Source organism: Pseudomonas sp. NCIMB 10586, assembly GCF_023127895.1.
Lineage (GTDB): Bacteria > Pseudomonadota > Gammaproteobacteria > Pseudomonadales > Pseudomonadaceae > Aquipseudomonas > Aquipseudomonas synxantha_A.
The window spans coordinates 16,237-33,027 of the sequence record NZ_SPKQ01000037.1; the positions used below are offsets into that span (position 1 = coordinate 16,237).

A 16,791-nucleotide genomic window follows, 5' to 3' on the forward strand; every position below is an offset into this window, starting at 1 on the left:
CAAGTTGCTAAGGCCACACGCAAAAAAACCGGTTTGATAGACGGTTTTTTTCCATGTTTGGAAGATTCAAGGGTTCTGCAAAAACACCACATACCCCCGAAACCACTCATTCCCTTGCAAATACCCTGGCGCCTTCCACTCGCCGCCTTGAATCAAACCGATCTTGAACGGAACTCCCATTCGGTTCATCCGTGGCAGGTACGCCGCGTAATCCGGGATGCTGTGCCGCCCTTGATACGTCTGCACCACCACTTCATCCACCACGCCTTTGAGCTGGGCGATGGCGGCCGGGTCGGCGTTGCTGCTCCAGTCCATCAGGCCGGTGATGCTTAACCGCAGGTCGGCAGGCAGACGCCGGCGCAGGTCGCGCAGAAAATCAGCGTATTCGTGCAGGTACTGGGTGCGGGCGTCGAAGTCGATCTGGATGCCGATCACAGGGTTACCCGCGTCGCGCCAGCGTTGCACCTGGCCGAGCAGTTGGGTGTAGACCTGTTCCGGCCAGTGCAAGGTGTGGGCGCGATAGACCACCCAGATTTCGCCTTGGCTAATGCGTGGCACGCTGATGCCTTGGGCGATCAATTGCACGCCGCGCTGGGGCGCGCGGCGGGTGGAGTTGATTTGGCCTTGCAGGATGTACAGGGTTTTTGCCTGCTTGATCACCGGCTGCGGCGTGACACCACTCCACAGCCAGAAAGCGTCATAGTCGCGGGCGTCGACGGCGCCGAAAGCCGGGCTTGCCAGCAACAACAAGCCCAGCCACAGCGACTTCACCAGTAGTACTGCAGCGACTTGCCCCACTGGGTATCGGCAAAACCGGTTTTGAGTTGGCGGAACCAGGCTTTGCGCACCGCTGGCGCAACGTCTTCACCCCCGCAGCTGTTGTAACCGGCCGGCGCGTAGCAGTTGATGGCGCGGAACAACGCGTACGCCTTGTCGGTTTTCGGTGCTTTGGCGTTGGCGATCACCTGTTTGTAGCCGTCCAGCCGCGAGAAGGTTTCACCCTTGAACTGCGATTCGGTGCTGCCCAGGCTGCCGGCGGCGCGGGGTTGTTCCAGGGGCATGCCGTCCAGGCCGTTGCGCAGGATGAACTCACCGAAGCAGTTCAAGGCGTGGGGGTTTTTGGCCTCATCCTGCAAGGTCGCGGCGGTTTGCGCGATGCTTGGGCAGGCGTAGCCGGATTCGGCCTTGTCACCATTCCACTGGAACAGCTTCAAGGTCTGGCCGCTGGTGTAGGTGTAGCCCAGGCTGGTGCCGAGCTTGTCATCAGAGAGCGAGGCCTGCTTGAGGTCATCGGCAAAGGTCGCGAACTGGCGGTGCAGCAGGTCTTTGTAGAGCAGCACGAATTGCGCGCTCTGGCGTTCGGTCGGGTCGCTGGCGTTGGCGATCTGCTGGCGCAGCAGGTCGGGCCCGGCGACGTTGCGCAGCAGGATGTAACGCACTTGCTTGGCGCTGATCGGCGAATCGGTTGCGAACACCTTGGCCAGTTGGCCGCTGCGCTCATAGTTCATCGCCAAGGCTAACTCCAGTTGGTCGCGTTGCAGCGGTTGCTTGGCCAGCGGTAGCATTTGCAGCCACAGGCTCTCGGCGCCCTTCCAATCTTGCTTGGCCTCCAGTGCCAAGGCGCGCAAGGTCTGCTGGCTGAAGGCAAAGTAGTCGAGGTTCGACGGCATATCCGCAGGCAGATGCTTGAGGGCAGCATCAGGTTGATGCTCGACGTACAGGGCATACGCCGCTTGCAGGTAGTCGAACAACGCCGGTTCGTTGGCGAATGTGCTCTTTTGCTTGTCGAGGTCTTCGCGGCTCAACAGGGGCGGCGTATGGGCGCGCATCGCCATCAGGTCGCTGACCACTTGCAGCATCGGGCTGTTCGCCGAGTTGTTGCCGACCATGAGCAACTTGAGGTCGGCTTCTTCGACCAACTCGTCGACGCTCACGTTACGCTGGGCGTCAGTGGCCTCGGTGAATTGCCAGGTGAAGTCTTCGGCGAGCTTGGCGTCGTCGTTCGCCAGCCAATGCACGCGGCGCAACAGGCCACGGGCGGACGCAACGTAATCGCCTTGTGGATAATGTTTCAGGTAACCGAGAAAGCCTTCTTCAGCGTCGCTCAAGGCAGACTTATCCACATGCTCGCGTTGCGGCATACCGTACTCATCGAAGGCCTCGGCCTGGGCCCGGTTCAACGAGGTACGTGCGGTCATGTACAGCGCGGTCTCTTTCAGCCAAGGCAGATCGCTGGTCGCGGCGGCGGCGAAACCGCGCTCGGCGTAAACGAAGCGACCGCCGTAGAAATCGGCGGCGGCCTGCAGGTAGGTGCGAAACAGCTGGGCATTGGCCGAGGGCGTCAACTGCGCGTCCACCACCTGGCCTGTGAAGTCACAGGTGGTCAGCAACTGCAACCGCGCTTTCACCAGCACGTCGCGCTCGGCTGGCGGCATATCGGCTTTGATCACCTGACTGATAAACGCCGTGGCGCTGTCATCGCTGTTGCTGCGGCAGCGGCTGCCTTCGCCATTCAGGAACGCTTCACCGGCAGTCTTGTATTCCTCGCGCTTGATGCCCAGCGGTTGGAGCAGGGTGTCGAGTTCGACCGTGCGTGAATCGTCCGCTTTGTTATCGGGCTCATCATTCGCGGCCGGCACCGGCACCAGGCGATACACCGGAAACGGCACCGGTCCGAAACCCTGGGCCAAATCGTCTTCGCCCAAGGCATTGGGCGTCAGCGGCGCGGCTTTTTTGTCGGCCAGCAACAGGCGCAGGTTGACCCGGCTGTCGTTGCCCGGGCTGAGAAAGGGCTGGTTGCTGCAAGGTTCGAGGCTGTCACGCGAGACACGCCAGTCGGGGTAGCATGAATCGTCGGAGCTGGCCTGAGCCTGTAGGGAAATACCGGCCAGGAGAGCCAGTGCCAGAGGTGACAAAAAAACGATGCGCATGACGTGTCCTTGATCCTGAGTCCTTGGAGGGCCCCAATAATAGCCTGTTCTGAGCTGTGCTTCGGTGAGGTCCTACGCAAAATACCGATTTGTCCGATTCCAGCGGCGAAGCCTGGGCTTTTGTCCTAGAGTGGCGGTGTTTGCGCTCAGGCAAGCGAGCTAATGCCAGGGGTATTGAAGTGCGTCGGTCTGTGGTTGAGCAAAACGAAAAAGCCGGAGCGCTGCCAGCCTTGCAGCGCCTGACCTGGCAAGGTGCTGGTCGACTCAGCCGTCTCTGGTGGGTACCGATCCTGGCGCTGGCCATGGCCCTGCGGTTTTACCACCTCACCTCGGCGGCGATCTGGGGCGATGAAGGGTCGAGCCTGTTGCTCAGTGAATACGCCGTGGCCGACCTGTGGTTTCACGCGGCCCATGATGTGCATCCGCCGCTGTATTTCTTCCTGCTGCGCGGCTGGATCGAAGTGTTCGGCGACAGCATCGGGTCCATTCGCAGCATGAGCGCGCTGCCGGGCGTAGCCGTGGTTGGCTTGGGCATCTGGCTGACGCGGCAACTGTCTACTCGGCGCGCGGCGGTGCTGGCGGGCATCCTGCTGGCGCTGTTGCCGACGGCGGTGCGCTACAGCCAGGAAGTGCGCATGTATTCGCTGCTGGGCGTGTGGCTGCTGGGCGCCACGCTGGCGCTGGTGTACTGGATGCGTCAGCCCGAACGCACGCGCTATTTGGCCGCGTATGTGCTGTTGATGAGTGCCGGTTTCTACACGCATTACTTCACCGCGCTGTGCGTGCTGGTGCATTGGGCTTATCTGGGGATGCAGGCGCCAGGCCAACGTTTGATAACGCGGCCTGCATGGTGGGCGGCCAACGTGGTGATCGTGTTGTTGTACCTGCCTTGGCTGCCGAACCTGTTGGACCTGGTGCAGCATGTCGACCAGCTGAAGGTGGGCGGCGACATCGGCTGGGAAGAGCCGGTCAACCTGCTATCTGTGCCCTCGATGATCTGGCAGTTCGTGTTGCAGGATGAAGGCGATGATTTGTGGACGCCGCTGTTCTGGATATTTCCGCTGCTGCTGATTACGGTGGTGTGGATGACGGCCTGGCGCCACCCGGGAGCGCGTTTGCCGGCGTTGTTTTTCTTGTTGCCGTTGCTGTTGGTGTATGGCGTGTCGTTTATCTCGCCGGTCTTTATCGAGCGCTACCTCACGGTGTATGCCCTGGGTTTGCCGATCGTCCTGGCGCTTGCCATCGACCGCTTGCCGTCACGCTTGTCATGGCTGGGCGCAGCGCTGTGGGTGCTGTTTGTGGGCATGGAACTGCTGGGCCTGAAGAACAACTTCGAGGTGGATGAGCACGACCAATTCAACGTGCCGGTGGAGTTCGTCAATCGCAATTACCAGGAAGACGACCGCATCGTCCTCAGCGATATGATGTGGTATCTGAGCTACGTGTACTACGACCAGACCGACGCGCAACTTCAGCTCTACACACCGCCCAAACCCGACGGCACCTCGACACGACCGAATGCCTATGGCTTCGGCACGCTGGTGGATCAGGATGGCGGGCGAATCTATCTCGACCGTCTATCGGCGTTGCCGGCCACCACCCGGCGCGTATGGCTGATCAGCAGCAATGAAGCACCGGACGACTTCGCCCCGCTCCCCGAAGGTTGGCGCGAGCTCAGTCGCCAGGACGGCGGTGGCGCACGGGCGCGTCTGTTCGTGCTGTGCAAGGTGCCGGCGCCGCAACCTGAGGGTTGCCGCTAGACTCGATTAACCCTTCTCTATCAGGAGCTCATCATGGAATCGCCAGTGCATAGCTTGCCGTCGTTGTTCAAACAGCTTGGGCTGGACGATGACCCGGCCAGTATTGAAAAATTTGTAGCCACTCATTCGCCGCTCAAGCCCGAATTGGAACTGGCGGATGCGTTTTTCTGGACGGCCAGCCAAAAAGCGTTTTTGCGTGAGGAGATTCTCGAAGATGCGGATTGGGCGGAGGTGGTGGATGAACTGAACTTGATGTTGCGCGGTAGGCGAGGGGTGTAAAAAACTTAGCCGTTACGCTGAAACTTGAAAAAATCTAGGCTTTAATCGCTTCAGTGAGCTTTTTCTGAGGTTGCGCGATGTTTTTGGGCGCCAAATCCTTCATGGCCACCCCCCCCATCCGAAATGATGGACCGCGCCATTCAGTGGGCGTATCTGCACGAAACCGAAGAACAAGCCTGCCTGAAGGCGCACAGGACCTTCTCCCAGCCCACGCGGTAACTCTGGAACGTCACCTGGCTGGACGGCGACCACATGGCGTTCGACTTCATCGGCCACCCCTCGATCTACCGCTACTGGGACGCCACCCGCTGTGTCGAATTCACCCTTCAGATGGCCCGCCGCGCACTGGAAGTCGAACTGCGCGAAGAAACCGAATTCCTCGACCGCTACGACCGTGTGATCAAGGCCGTAAACCAACGCTACGACGTGCGTGGCAGTGATTTGTCGAGGCTGGTGATGATGTGCCTGGATTACGAGGGCAAGCTTTCCAAGCATCGGCGCAAGCAGTTTCAGTACAGCTTGGCGGAGGAGGTGTTTGGGTTTATTGAGGAGGAGGTGGGGCATGCTCTGCGCGAAATCGGGAAATTTCCTATCGACTAAACGGAAGTGGACGATAGTGGTCGGCGTGAAGGGCTCGGTATTAATAGGCGCTGGCTCCCTGCTCTGGACACAACATGAAACACCTGATTTCCCTCGACGAAGTTGAAAAATACGACCACTCGTTCCAACGATAGTGAACTGCCATTCCGGTGGTTGTGAGTCACCCGTGCTGGAGATTTTTCCAGAAGCGATCCAACTTACATGTGCTGATGCTGCTCGGCAATCAGGCACTTTCGAAAGAGTATTTGAGGGAAATTTCCTACTTACTTTCGACAACCACCGTTCCAGGGTGCTGCCTGTGGGTTACATCCTCCACTTCTTATTGTCATCGGCCGAGATGCACCAGGCATATCGCTCTCGCTCAGGTGACAAGAGGACAGCAGCCCAAAACCCTCACGGACTAGGATCATACAAATGAATGCAGCATTGCCCCCGCTGTATACCAACGAACTCTCCGCTGAAGTTCTCCGCACTCTGGACAAAGCCCCCTTCACGGAGCAGCAGCTTGCCGGTTTCAACGAACAAGCCTTGGCGATTGTCAATCAACAGCAGGCTTACACTAAATCCCATCCCCCTATCGCTATTTACCGAGCGGCAACCGGGGGTAGCCAAACCCGTAGCGGCGGTGTAATCCAACAGGCGACGATAGAGTGTGAGATCACTCTGGATAACGGACAGCAGGTTCGGGTAGCCCAGATCGGTGATATCGCGGTGTATGCAGATGGCAGTACCGCACAAATTGTAACGGACGCGGGACAAGGCGATAGCCATTGGGCGCTGGTCGGTAGCCGACTCAGTAATGGCGATGAAATTATTGATACTCCGCAAGGTCTGGGCTTATTCGTGGCACGTGAGGGGGTACCGATGCCCGATGATTTTCTGCCATCGATTGAGGGTTGAGTCATGCGGCGAGGAAGTGTTAACGGTATAGGACAAGGTCTGCACGGTGATCTCACCACCACCGGCGCGGTGTGCATCAGTAGCTTGCCAAATGCTACACAAGGAGGCGGACGGGCCGTCTTACGGCTCGGGGGTAAAACTACACCTTGCCCGCAATGTGGAAAAGTCGGGGTAATCGTCGACAGCCTACCTGCCATGAGATGGATGGGGATTGCGACGGTACTGGACGGCGCAGGAATCCACTGCGGCTGTCCTGCGGGGCGCAACCGCCTGATCGCACCCATGAGCCACAGAGTTATACCGCAATCAGCCGGGCGAGCTGCTCAGCCAGCCTCTTCAACGGTAACCAGCCCCTCGGTAGCAGCGCCTCAGTCCGCTTTCTCCCCGTCGAGCAATCCAGCTCCGGCAGTATTCAACAGTGTAGGAGCCCAGGAACCGGGCTTCTATGTAGTGCCCAAAAGCATGACTCGCGAGGCGCTGGAGGCCACGCTTTTCCCCATGCGCGATCCGGCGGTGATGAGCAAGTTCCAAGTGCTCAACCCTAATCTGGGCGACGTTAAAGCCGGCTCAATGGTTGTCCTTAGTGACCCAAACAACTTTCAGTGTACCCGTGAAGAAGCGCTGTTGATGGAAGCCGCAGCCAAGACCAATGAGGCCCTCAAACCGCTTAGCCCGGAAGAGGCGGATTTCATGGTTCGCCACCGTGACGAAATCGAAACCTTTCTGGCTCAGGGCTCGACCGCGATTGGTATCGGTGAGGCCACTTTTTCCCGAAATCTGGCGAACGTGAAAGATGTTTTGAGTGAGATCGAAGCGCTGCACAAACGCACGTTCGAAGCCAATGGGCACCTGCGCTCACCGGAGTTTTTTGCTGAACGTAGACGGCTGCTCTCGCAGCTCAACACCAACCTGACTGCCATGACTCGCAAGGGCATTGGTTTTCCTGATCATCCGAATTTGAAAAGTGCGCTGGGTATTTCCAGTCGCAGCTTGGTTCACCAGTGGACCAAGGCCGGTGCAGCTGGACAAATTCCAGGCTACGCCACACACATCGAAGGTGTGTCCAGGGCGGCCAAAGTCGTTAAGTATGGTGGTTGGATTGGGACGGCCCTAGGGGGTGGTGCCTCGTATTTTAAGGTTCAAGACGTTTGCACAGCCGGCAATGCTGAGGCCTGCGAGAAAATTAAATTCACCGAGACGGGTAGCTTTTTCGGTGGGGTTGGTGGTGGAGCCGCAACCGGCGCATTTCTGACGGGTTCTACCGTTGGGGCTCTCTGTGTCGGTTTGGGCGTTCCGACTGGCGGTATGGCCACGCTAGCTTGTGGCATCGTGGTAGTCGGAGTTGGATCTTTTACCGGTGGTGCTCTTGGTGGTGTAATCGGCGAACTAGGCGGTGAAGTCATTTACGAGGTTGTTAAATGACTACCGCCCAGTTCGCTCTCGGTTGGTTGTGCGTCGTGGTGATTGTCGGCATGTTTGTTTGGATCGGGATCGCGCTGCACATGGCCTATACCAAAATGGACCTGATGTTGACACACCTGAAAAACTGCTCTGCCATCATGATTAGAGCGCCACTCCGACATGGGGGGCCTTGGGGCAAATTGCTGTTGGTCGGTGGCATTTCGGGGATTGTTACATTCCCCGGTTTTTACCTCAAAAGAGGCGGTATGAGCGTCGAAGATTTAAGCAATTTCCCCGTCGCGCTTAAGCGAAAATTGGCAGTGTTACAGTGGTCCGTCATTGCGCTTCTATTGGTAATGCTTAGTCTTGCAGCGGTAATTAAGCTTGGCCTTGTGTAGCATTCTTGTACACCTCGACCTGCCCGGATGCTGCGTGAGCATAGTGTTGTGCAGTTGTACATGTTCGGTTTTGCCATGCTGCTGCAAGTTTCCATCGTTCTCTCGTGTCTGCTGTTCTTTCTTGGTCGTGAACAGGTGAGGTGGGTTACTTACTTTCAAACACCCTTGCGATTGGCTTTTATTGTGCCTTCTGTTTCGCTGTTGCTGGTAGGTGCTCAGCTTGTTCCTGACGACAATGTGGTGTTGATGGCTGTGCTAGTGGCTGGCTCTGAAGGCGTTAAGGTCTGGAGCGTATTCAAATTCCGTGCTTTCCCCCGTGGGTGAAGGCACGCAGTTTTATGGCGGCTGTGCGCGGGAGATCTTCGGATCTGCCGGGTTTCGTAGATTACCGGTTCGCCAACCTGCGTACAGCTGCCACCCTTTCTCGTTTGGCGACGAGCAATGGTGATTTTGAACTCAATCTTCGAGATTTAACTCATGGAACAATTTTCTGCTTTCAAGTCCAACCCCACCAGCGTTCCCGTCCTCGCCTTCAACACCTTTGCCCCCTCGCATTTGCTCCACGAAACAGCTCGCAGTCGCGTGCGTATCGGCACTGAGCTGTTGGAGACCCTCGCCTCATCAAGCGACAACCCAAACCTCCATCACTTGGTCACTGCCGCATTGGTTTCACTGCGCGATGGCCTGGACATGCTGGGCGAGATCCAGCGTCGCCTCGATGGTCAGGCTGAAAAATAGCCCGGGCATCCGACGCTGATCCAAATGTGGGAGGGGGCTTGCTCCCGATGAGGGCGTGTCAGTAAATGCATCAGTGGCTGACCCCTCGCCATCGGGAGCAAGCCCCCTCCCACATTCGCCCGGCGGTGTGGCCGCTGAATCGCTCCATCCATCGAGAAATTGTTTCAAAACTTGACGGCTCTTCCTCCCTCCATCATATTAATAGTTAGCAAACTAACTGTATGCGAACTATCCAGTGTCCCAATCCCTCGAACAACTTCAGATGAACCTGAGCAGCAGCATGGTGGTGGGCGCCCGTAACTGGCGCAAAATCTGCCAGACCACGCTGGTCAGCTATGGCATCTCCGAAGCCTGCGCCGTGCCGTTGTTGATGATCGGTCGCTTGGGTGACGGTGTGCACCAGGTCAAAGTAGCCCAGGCCTCCGGCATGGAAAGCCCGTCATTGGTGCGCCTGCTCGATCGTCTGTGCGGCGACGGCTATGTGTGCCGCACCGAAGACATCCACGACCGCCGCGCCAAGGCCCTGAGCCTCACCGAGCGCGGCCGTGAACTGGTGCAGGCGGTAGAAGCCCAACTGGTTCGCCTGCGCAAGGAAGTCCTTGTGGATATCGCGCCCACCGACCTGGAAGCCGCACTGCGCGTGCTGCGCGCCTTCGAAGCGGCCGAGGCTGTGGCGCCTTGAACGGATTTTTTACCGGCTTCCCGCCCGCCCGCGACTGGTTCTACGGGGTCCGCACGTTCGCCGCGTCGATGATTGCGCTGTACATCGCCATGCTGATGCAAATGCCGCGTCCGTACTGGGCGATGGCTACCGTGTATATCGTCTCCAGCCCGTTTGTCGGGCCCACCAGTTCCAAGGCTTTGTACCGCGCCATTGGCACCTTTATGGGGGCAGCGGCGGCGGTGCTGTTTGTGCCGATGTTCGTGCAGTCGCCTTACCTGTTGGTGGTGGTGATCGCGTTATGGACGGGCACCTTGCTGTTCCTCTCCATGCACCTGCGCACGGCCAATAATTACGCCCTGATGCTGGCCGGCTATACCTTGCCGCTGATCGCCCTGCCAGTGGTGGATAACCCCCTGGCGGTGTGGGACGTGGCTGAAGCGCGTACCGAAGAAATCTTCCTTGGCATCGCGGTCGCAGCGGTGGTGGGCGCAATGTTCTGGCCACGGCGCCTGATGCCGGTGTTCGATGGCTCGGTGGCCAAGTGGTTCAGCGATGCTCAGGTCTATAGCCAACGCTTCCTCACCCGCCAGATTGACCCTGAAGCGGTCAGCAACCTGCGCGGCGGCATGGTTGCCACCTTCAACACCCTTGAGTTGATGATCGGCCAGTTGCCCCACGAAGGCGCGCGGCCGCAAACGGTGCGCAACACCAAAGAACTGCGCGGGCGCATGATTCATCTGCTGCCGGTAATCGACGCGCTGGATGACGCGGTGTACGCCATCGAGCATCGCGCACCGGAGTTTCTCGACCGGCTCAAACCGTTGCTGGAGGAAGCCAACGCCTGGCTGCAAAGCACCACTGAACAAGCGCCCCTGGAACGCTGGCGTGTGCTGCGTGACCAGATCGACGCCGCCCAACCCCAGGGCGAAGCGCTGGATGACCGCCACACGTTGCTGTTCTCCAACGCCCTGTACCGCCTGGGCGAATGGGTCGACCTGTGGCAAGACTGTCGCAGCCTGCAAGCCGCCATTCAGTGCGAAAGCCAGGACACCTGGCGCGCCGTCTACCGCCACTGGCGCCTGGGCCGGCTCACGCCATTTCTCGACCGTGGGCTGATGTTCTACTCGGCGTTTTCCACCGTGACCGCGATCATCGTCGCCTCGGTGCTGTGGATCCTGCTGGGCTGGACCGATGGCGGCAGCGCCGTGATCCTGGCCGCCGTCGCCTGCAGCTTCTTCGCTTCGATGGACGACCCGGCGCCGCAGATCTACCGGTTCTTTTTCTGGACCGCCATGTCGGTGCTGTTCGCCAGCCTGTATCTGTTTCTGGTGCTGCCCAATCTGCACGATTTCCCCATGCTGGTGCTGGCTTTTGCCGTGCCGTTTATCTGCATCGGCACCCTCACGGTACAGCCACGATTCTACCTGGGCATGTTGCTGACGCTGGTCAACACCTCGTCGTTCATCAGCATCCAGGGCGCCTATGACGCGGATTTTCTCAACTTCGCCAACGTCAACCTGGCTGGGCCCGTGGGCCTGCTGTTCGCATTTGTGTGGACCTTGATCGCCCGGCCCTTCGGCGCCGAACTGGCGGCCAAGCGCCTGACCCGTTTCAGCTGGCGTGACATCGTTGGCCTGACCGAGCCCGCAACCCTGAACGAACACCGGCACATGGCCGCACAAATGCTCGACCGCCTGATGCAACACCTGCCGCGCCTGGCCCTTACCGGCCAAGACACCGGCAGCGCCTTGCGCGACCTGCGCGTAGCGCTGAACCTGCTCGACCTGCTGGCCTACTCGCCGCGCATCCTCGGTGTGCCACGGGTGTTGCTCAACCAGGTGGTGGAAGGGGTGGGCGGTTACTTCAAGGCGTGCCTGAAAGCCGGTGAACGCTTGCCTGCGCCCAGCGGTCTGCTGATGACCCTGGACCGCACGCGCCGCGCCCTCAACGGCCAGGGCCTGCAAGACGAAGACGACACCCGTCTGCACCTGCTGCACGCCTTGGCCGGCCTGCGCCTGGCGCTTTTGCCCGGGGTGGAGTTCATTGGCGGTACAGAGATGGAAGCGCCGTTACCTGATGGAGCGCCTTTATGATCGGTGACCTGGATATCAGCGGGGTGTTCCTGCCCACGCTGCTGGTGCTGATGGGCATTACTTATGTGTTGTTTCTGGTGGTGCACGGGCTGTTGACGCGCATGCACTTCTATCGCCTGGTCTGGCACCGGGCATTGTTCAATGTGGGGCTTTACGCGCTGTTGCTGGGCGCGGTGGACTCACTCAGTCGATATTTGATGACATGAAAAAACCTTTTTTGACTATCGGCCGTGTCGTCCTGACGTTGTTGATCGTGAGTTTCGCGGTCGTCGTTGTGTGGCGCATGGTCATGTACTACATGTTTGCCCCCTGGACTCGTGACGGCCACATCCGCGCCGACATCGTGCAGATCGCCCCGGACGTGTCCGGGCTGATCCAACGCGTCGACGTGCGCGACAACCAATTGGTGACCAAGGGCCAGGTGCTCTTTGCCGTCGACCAGGACCGCTTCAAGCTGGCCCTGCGCCAAGCCCAGGCCGCCGTGGCCGACCGCCAGGAAACCCTGGCCCAGGCCCAGCGCGAGTACAAGCGTAACCGTGGCCTCGGCAACCTGGTGCCCAGCGAGCAGTTGGAAGAAAGCCAGTCCCGCGTGGCCCGCGCCCAATCGGCCCTGGCCGAAGCCCAGGTGACGGTGGACTCTGCCCAACTCAACCTCGACCGCTCGGTGATCCGCAGCCCCGTGGACGGCTACGTCAACGACCGCGCACCGCGCACCCAGGAGTTCGTCACTGCCGGGCGCCCGGTGCTGTCGGTGGTGGACAGCAATTCCTTCCACATCGACGGCTACTTCGAAGAAACCAAGCTCGACGGCATCCACGTCGGTATGGGCGTGGACATCCGCGTGATCGGCGACAACGCTCGACTGCACGGGCATGTGCAGAGCATCGTCGCCGGTATCGAAGACCGCGACCGCAGCAGCGGCTCGAACCTGCTGCCCAACGTCAACCCGGCGTTCAGCTGGGTGCGCCTGGCCCAGCGGATCCCCGTGCGCATTGCCTTTGACGATGTGCCGGCGGACTTTCGCATGATCGCCGGGCGCACGGCGACGGTGTCGATCATCGACGACAAGGTTAAAGACGGGGACAAACCATGAAGCGGCTTCTGGCAACCGCTTCCCTGGGATTGTTGCTGTCGGCCTGCCAAGTAGTGGGCCCGGATTACAAACTGCCGGAGCAGGCCGCAGTCAACCGTGGCGACCTGCAAGGACCGATCATGGGCGAGGGCAGCAACGTGGTCTCGGCGCCGGTTCCGGCCGATTGGTGGAAGCTGTATAACGACCCGCGCCTGGACCAGCTGGTGCAGCAGGCCATGGCCTCCAACACCGATCTGCGCGTGGCCGCCGCCAACTTGCAGCGTTCGCGTTACCAGGTGCAGCAGGCTGAATCCGCCGGCGGCTGGAGTGCCGGCGCCAAGGCCGAGGCCCAGCGCTTGCAGGAATCTGGCGAAGCATTTTTGCTGCCGGACAAAGTCCCGGTCGGCAACATCGGCAGCGTCGGCATCACCACGTCCTATCAGTTCGACCTGTTCGGCACCTTGCAGCGCGGCATCGAAAGCGCCAAGGCCAGCGCCGATGCAACCCAGGCGGCGGCGGATATCGCTCGCATCACCCTGGTGGCCGATGTGGTGCGTTCCTACACCCAAGTGTGCGCGGCCAACGAAGAGTTGGCGATTGCCAACGAATCCCTCGACCTGCAAGCGCAGAGCACCAAGCTGACCCAGCGCCTGCGGGATGCCGGGCGCGGCGACGAAACCCAGGTGACCCGCTCGCAAACCCAATACAAATCCCTGCGCGCCGACATTCCGCGCTATGAAGCCTCGCGCCAGGCCGCACTGTTCCGCCTGTCGATGCTGCTGGCCAAGCCCGTAGACCAACTGCCGGCCGGCACTGGCACCTGCGCCGAGCTGCCACACATCGCCCAGTTGCTGCCGGTGGGCGACGGTGCCACGCTGCTCAAACGTCGCCCTGATGTGCGCCAGGCTGAGCGCCAGTTGGCTGCCGCGACCGCACGAATCGGCGTGGCCACCGGCGCGCTGTATCCGGATATCAGCATCGGCGCCACGGTAGGCACCGTGGGCCTGCTGGAAAACCTCGGCACACCGGCCACCAACCGCTGGGGCTTTGGCCCGATGATCAGCTGGACCGTGCCGACCAACGGCGCCCGTGCGCGTATCCATGAAGCCGAAGCCGCGACCCAGGGCGCTTTGGCACACTTCGACGGCGTGGTGCTCAATGCCATCCGCGAAACCCAGACCGGCCTGGCGCAATACACTGCGGTGTTGCAGCGCCGCGACGCCCTGGCCGAAGCCGAACAGTCGGCGCGAGAAGCCGCAGGCCAGACCCATCGCTTCTTCCAGGCCGGCCGCGAATCGTTCCTGGCCGACCTGCAAGCCACGCGCACCTACACCGATATGCGCGCGCAATTGGCGACGGCCAACACCCAGGTTGCCATGAGCCAGATCGATCTGTTCCTGGCCCTGGGCGGCGGCTGGGAAAGCGGACGAACGCAAGGGGTAAAACCCGGCAAACCGTGAGGTGATTGCTATGCTTTGTCAGGTGAGGCGCCGTGACGTCTCACCCGACAAAGCTCGCGTTTGCTCATGGGGATTCCAATAATGAAAAACCCTTATGCTCCCGCTTTCTGGTGCGTGCTCTTCGCACTGGTATTGTTATCGGCCGCGTATTTCTACGGTGTCATGCTCGCCCATCAACTCGACAAGGCCATGGTGTTCCTGGACAGCGCCTGCCTGGTGATCGGCACCCTGTCCATCGGCGTGGTGGCCTGGGCGTCTTATCAAAACCAGCGAGTGAAGAAAAAGCTCCTCGAGCAAGGCAAGACCCGCGTGGCGATCTGGGACACCAAGGTTGCCCTGCGCCGCGTCGAAACCGTATTCGACCGCTATTTCTGGGGCAGCTACTGGCAGCCCGGGCGCACCTTCCAGGAAGTGATGGGCGACCTCACCGGCACGCCGCTGGAAAAAAGCCTCGAAGTCCTGAAAAAACAATGCGTGCTGCTGGATCGACAGGTCGCAGACGGTAGGCACTGGCTCGATAACGCGCGGGAATTGTCCGATGTCGCCACGCAAATGGCCCGCGAGCGCTACCAACTGGATTTTTGCGACCCCAAGACCGACACCCCCGGCAATGCCGTGATCCACCGCGAGTTCGAGGTGCTGGTGTACACCTGGACCGCCCGCTTGAAGAGTTTTGATCACCAGTTGGATGAAGTCGAACAGGAGTACTCCTGAACTCCTGCTGAACTGATCCCTCTGAAAGGCTGGGCCGTTTGCGCTCGCCAGTGCTAATCTTCCCCCGTTTTCGGCGGGCTTGAGCCAACCCCTTCGGGGTTCAAGGAAGACAGCCCACTTCTCACAGGATTTGATCAGGTCACTTCATGAATAAGCCAGCAGTTGTTTTCTTGGGTTTTGTTGTCGCCATCGGCGCCGTCAGTGCGGGCGGCGCCTGGTACACCGGTAAACAACTGGAGCCGGTCCTGCAAACCGCCATCCAGAACGCCAACAAAGAGTTGCAGACCTCCATGGCCGGCGTCGACGGCAGCGTGGCTCTGGAGCTGGTGTCTCTGGACCGTGGCGTGTTCAGCAGCACGGCGCACTATCGCCTCAAGGGCCAGGGCAGCGTGTTCGGTGAAGACAACCCGAACCCTGAGTTGCTGTTCGTCGACCATATCGAGCACGGCCCGCTGCCGTTCTCGCGCCTGGTGACCCTCAAGTGGTTGCCGGTCATGGCCACCAGTCACTACGAACTGGAAAAGAACCCCACCACTGAAAAATGGTTCGCCGCCAGCAAAGACGTGTCGCCGCTCAAAGGCGTGGCGAACATCGGCTACAGCCGTTCGGTCAGCGGCAACATCGAATTGCTGCCGCTTGAGTTCAAGGACGACACCTCCTCGGTGAGCTTCTCCGGCGCCAACCTGGAATTCGACAGCAGCGCCGAAGGCCAGAAGGTCAAGGCTGATGGCTTCATGAACAGCCTCAAGGTCGCGGCGATCGATGCCAATGGCGCACCGTTCGAAGCGGAACTGGCTGGCCTGACTGTTGCCAGCAACCTGGAGAAATCCACCTTTGGCTTCTACACCGGCCAGAACACCGTGGAACTGACCGATACCAAGGTCACCTTCGGCCCGCAGAAAGCCGTGCTGACCCTCAAGGGCTTCGAGCAGAAAGACTCTACCCAAGCCAAGGACAACAACCTGGCCGGCCGCGTCGACTACAAGATCGACGAGATCGGTTATCAGGGCAAACCAGTCGGCTCGGCTGCCATGGCCGTGAGCATGAAGAACGTCGATATCCCGGCGATGCTGGTGCTGACCAAGCTCTACCAGGACAAGATGCAACCGGTGCAAGCCGCGGCCGCCGCTGGCCAACCCGTGCCGGAACTGCAATTGACCGAAGCCGAGCAGGCCCTGGCCGAAGCCAACGTCAACCAGGTACTGGCTGCCAAGCCGCAACTGGCGGTGGAAAACCTGTCGCTTAAAACCACCCACGGCGAAAGCAAGTTCAACCTGGTTGTGGACCTGGCCAAGCCGACGTCCATGGAGCTGCCGCCGGTTGAACTGGGCAAGCAGATGATTGCGCTGCTGGATGCCAACCTGACCCTGTCCAAGCCAATGATCAGCGACGTAGCCGCCCTGCAAGCCCAGGTCGGTGGAGTGACTGACCCCAAAGCCATCGAGCAGCAATCGCAGATGGCGGCCGAGATGGTCAGCGGCATGGCAGTCGGCACGCAACTGGCAACCCTGGTGGGCACCGATGTGGTTTCCAAGCTGCACTACGCCAACAACGAAGTGACCTTCAACGGCCAGAAGATGACCGTTGAGCAGTTCATTGGCTTTGTGATGTCGAAAGTCGGTGCGGTGAGCGGCGCCCAGTAAGCGCTGAAAATGCAGTAAAAAAATGTGGGAGCAGGCTTGTGTGGGAGCTGGCTTGCCTGCGATAGCATCGCCCCGGTCTGGCTGAACGACCGCGGTGCCTGCATCGCGGGCAAGCCCGGCTCCCACACAAACCCGGCTC

The 16,791-nt window shown here is 60.0% G+C and carries 16 protein-coding genes and 1 pseudogene; 15 read left to right on the forward strand and 2 right to left on the reverse strand.

Annotated features, from left to right (window positions below; genetic code table 11):
• Nucleotides 1-66 precede the first annotated feature (66 nt).
• Nucleotides 67-771: a DUF3142 domain-containing protein gene (locus E4P01_RS13300; protein WP_216090535.1), complete on the reverse strand. Its 705-nt coding sequence runs from the start codon at nucleotides 769-771 to the stop codon at nucleotides 67-69.
• Nucleotides 768-2,930 carry an outer membrane assembly lipoprotein YfiO gene (locus tag E4P01_RS13305; protein WP_216090536.1) on the reverse strand — a complete coding sequence of 721 codons (2,163 nt, stop codon included), beginning with the start codon at nucleotides 2,928-2,930 and terminating at the stop codon, nucleotides 768-770. The genes E4P01_RS13300 and E4P01_RS13305 overlap by 4 nt, the downstream gene beginning before the upstream one ends.
• Before the next feature lie 179 nt (nucleotides 2,931-3,109).
• Here E4P01_RS13305 and E4P01_RS13310 point away from each other — a divergent pair, with 179 nt between their 5' ends.
• The 15 genes and pseudogenes from E4P01_RS13310 to E4P01_RS13380 all read left to right on the forward strand — a co-directional run bounded on the left by E4P01_RS13310 (nucleotide 3,110) and on the right by E4P01_RS13380 (nucleotide 16,652).
• Nucleotides 3,110-4,690 carry a glycosyltransferase family 39 protein gene (locus E4P01_RS13310; protein WP_216090537.1) on the forward strand — a complete coding sequence of 527 codons (1,581 nt, stop codon included), beginning with the start codon at nucleotides 3,110-3,112 and terminating at the stop codon, nucleotides 4,688-4,690.
• Between the two features lie 33 nt (nucleotides 4,691-4,723).
• On the forward strand, nucleotides 4,724-4,969 hold the full coding sequence (locus E4P01_RS13315; protein ID WP_216090538.1) for a DUF2789 domain-containing protein: 246 nt from the start codon (nucleotides 4,724-4,726) through the stop codon (nucleotides 4,967-4,969).
• Between the two features lie 165 nt (nucleotides 4,970-5,134).
• Nucleotides 5,135-5,569, forward strand: a pseudogene (locus E4P01_RS13320) (cell filamentation protein Fic); the annotation flags it as partial.
• 414 nt (nucleotides 5,570-5,983) lie between these two features.
• The gene (locus E4P01_RS13325; RefSeq protein ID WP_216090539.1) at nucleotides 5,984-6,469 is read left to right on the forward strand and encodes a hypothetical protein; all 486 of its coding nucleotides are present in this window, start codon (nucleotides 5,984-5,986) and stop codon (nucleotides 6,467-6,469) included.
• Nucleotides 6,470-6,751: 282 nt separating this feature from the next.
• Nucleotides 6,752-7,891: a hypothetical protein gene (locus tag E4P01_RS13330; RefSeq protein ID WP_248130078.1), complete on the forward strand. Its 1,140-nt coding sequence runs from the start codon at nucleotides 6,752-6,754 to the stop codon at nucleotides 7,889-7,891.
• Nucleotides 7,888-8,268 carry a hypothetical protein gene (locus E4P01_RS13335; protein WP_216090540.1) on the forward strand — a complete coding sequence of 127 codons (381 nt, stop codon included), beginning with the start codon at nucleotides 7,888-7,890 and terminating at the stop codon, nucleotides 8,266-8,268. The genes E4P01_RS13330 and E4P01_RS13335 overlap by 4 nt, the downstream gene beginning before the upstream one ends.
• A gap of 27 nt (nucleotides 8,269-8,295) precedes the next feature.
• The gene (locus E4P01_RS13340) at nucleotides 8,296-8,592 is read left to right on the forward strand and encodes a hypothetical protein (RefSeq protein ID WP_216090541.1); all 297 of its coding nucleotides are present in this window, start codon (nucleotides 8,296-8,298) and stop codon (nucleotides 8,590-8,592) included.
• 153 nt (nucleotides 8,593-8,745) lie between these two features.
• Nucleotides 8,746-9,006, forward strand: coding sequence for a hypothetical protein (locus E4P01_RS13345; protein WP_078819975.1), 261 nt, complete (start codon nucleotides 8,746-8,748; stop codon nucleotides 9,004-9,006).
• A 262-nt stretch (nucleotides 9,007-9,268) separates the two neighbouring features.
• Nucleotides 9,269-9,688 carry a MarR family transcriptional regulator gene (locus E4P01_RS13350; protein WP_005783580.1) on the forward strand — a complete coding sequence of 140 codons (420 nt, stop codon included), beginning with the start codon at nucleotides 9,269-9,271 and terminating at the stop codon, nucleotides 9,686-9,688.
• Nucleotides 9,685-11,763: an FUSC family protein gene (locus tag E4P01_RS13355; RefSeq protein WP_005783581.1), complete on the forward strand. Its 2,079-nt coding sequence runs from the start codon at nucleotides 9,685-9,687 to the stop codon at nucleotides 11,761-11,763. The genes E4P01_RS13350 and E4P01_RS13355 overlap by 4 nt, the downstream gene beginning before the upstream one ends.
• On the forward strand, nucleotides 11,760-11,969 hold the full coding sequence (locus tag E4P01_RS13360) for a DUF1656 domain-containing protein (protein WP_003187469.1): 210 nt from the start codon (nucleotides 11,760-11,762) through the stop codon (nucleotides 11,967-11,969). Before E4P01_RS13355 ends, E4P01_RS13360 begins: the two co-directional genes overlap by 4 nt.
• On the forward strand, nucleotides 11,966-12,856 hold the full coding sequence (locus E4P01_RS13365) for an efflux RND transporter periplasmic adaptor subunit (RefSeq protein ID WP_032878498.1): 891 nt from the start codon (nucleotides 11,966-11,968) through the stop codon (nucleotides 12,854-12,856). Before E4P01_RS13360 ends, E4P01_RS13365 begins: the two co-directional genes overlap by 4 nt.
• Complete coding sequence (locus E4P01_RS13370) at nucleotides 12,853-14,295, forward strand: efflux transporter outer membrane subunit (RefSeq protein WP_032878497.1); 1,443 nt, start codon at nucleotides 12,853-12,855, stop codon at nucleotides 14,293-14,295. Before E4P01_RS13365 ends, E4P01_RS13370 begins: the two co-directional genes overlap by 4 nt.
• Nucleotides 14,296-14,376: 81 nt before the next feature.
• Complete coding sequence (locus E4P01_RS13375; protein ID WP_116666385.1) at nucleotides 14,377-15,009, forward strand: NADH:ubiquinone oxidoreductase subunit N; 633 nt, start codon at nucleotides 14,377-14,379, stop codon at nucleotides 15,007-15,009.
• 146 nt (nucleotides 15,010-15,155) lie between these two features.
• The gene (locus E4P01_RS13380) at nucleotides 15,156-16,652 is read left to right on the forward strand and encodes a YdgA family protein (protein WP_032878495.1); all 1,497 of its coding nucleotides are present in this window, start codon (nucleotides 15,156-15,158) and stop codon (nucleotides 16,650-16,652) included.
• The last annotated feature ends 139 nt before the right edge of the window (nucleotides 16,653-16,791 follow it).

Bases quoted from the DNA above. Each gene is read 5' to 3' on its own strand.
- E4P01_RS13370 (WP_032878497.1), top strand. From the start codon at position 12,853: ATGAAGCGGCTTCTGGCAACCGCTTCCCTGGGATTGTTGCTGTCGGCC.
- E4P01_RS13315 (WP_216090538.1), top strand. From the start codon at position 4,724: ATGGAATCGCCAGTGCATAGCTTGCCGTCGTTGTTCAAACAGCTTGGG.
- E4P01_RS13360 (WP_003187469.1), top strand. From the start codon at position 11,760: ATGATCGGTGACCTGGATATCAGCGGGGTGTTCCTGCCCACGCTGCTG.
- E4P01_RS13365 (WP_032878498.1), top strand. From the start codon at position 11,966: ATGAAAAAACCTTTTTTGACTATCGGCCGTGTCGTCCTGACGTTGTTG.
- E4P01_RS13305 (WP_216090536.1), bottom strand. From the start codon at position 2,930: ATGCGCATCGTTTTTTTGTCACCTCTGGCACTGGCTCTCCTGGCCGGT.
- E4P01_RS13330 (WP_248130078.1), top strand. From the start codon at position 6,752: ATGAGCCACAGAGTTATACCGCAATCAGCCGGGCGAGCTGCTCAGCCA.
- E4P01_RS13350 (WP_005783580.1), top strand. From the start codon at position 9,269: ATGAACCTGAGCAGCAGCATGGTGGTGGGCGCCCGTAACTGGCGCAAA.
- E4P01_RS13375 (WP_116666385.1), top strand. From the start codon at position 14,377: ATGAAAAACCCTTATGCTCCCGCTTTCTGGTGCGTGCTCTTCGCACTG.
- E4P01_RS13335 (WP_216090540.1), top strand. From the start codon at position 7,888: ATGACTACCGCCCAGTTCGCTCTCGGTTGGTTGTGCGTCGTGGTGATT.
- E4P01_RS13325 (WP_216090539.1), top strand. From the start codon at position 5,984: ATGAATGCAGCATTGCCCCCGCTGTATACCAACGAACTCTCCGCTGAA.
- E4P01_RS13345 (WP_078819975.1), top strand. From the start codon at position 8,746: ATGGAACAATTTTCTGCTTTCAAGTCCAACCCCACCAGCGTTCCCGTC.
- E4P01_RS13340 (WP_216090541.1), top strand. From the start codon at position 8,296: ATGCTGCGTGAGCATAGTGTTGTGCAGTTGTACATGTTCGGTTTTGCC.
- E4P01_RS13380 (WP_032878495.1), top strand. From the start codon at position 15,156: ATGAATAAGCCAGCAGTTGTTTTCTTGGGTTTTGTTGTCGCCATCGGC.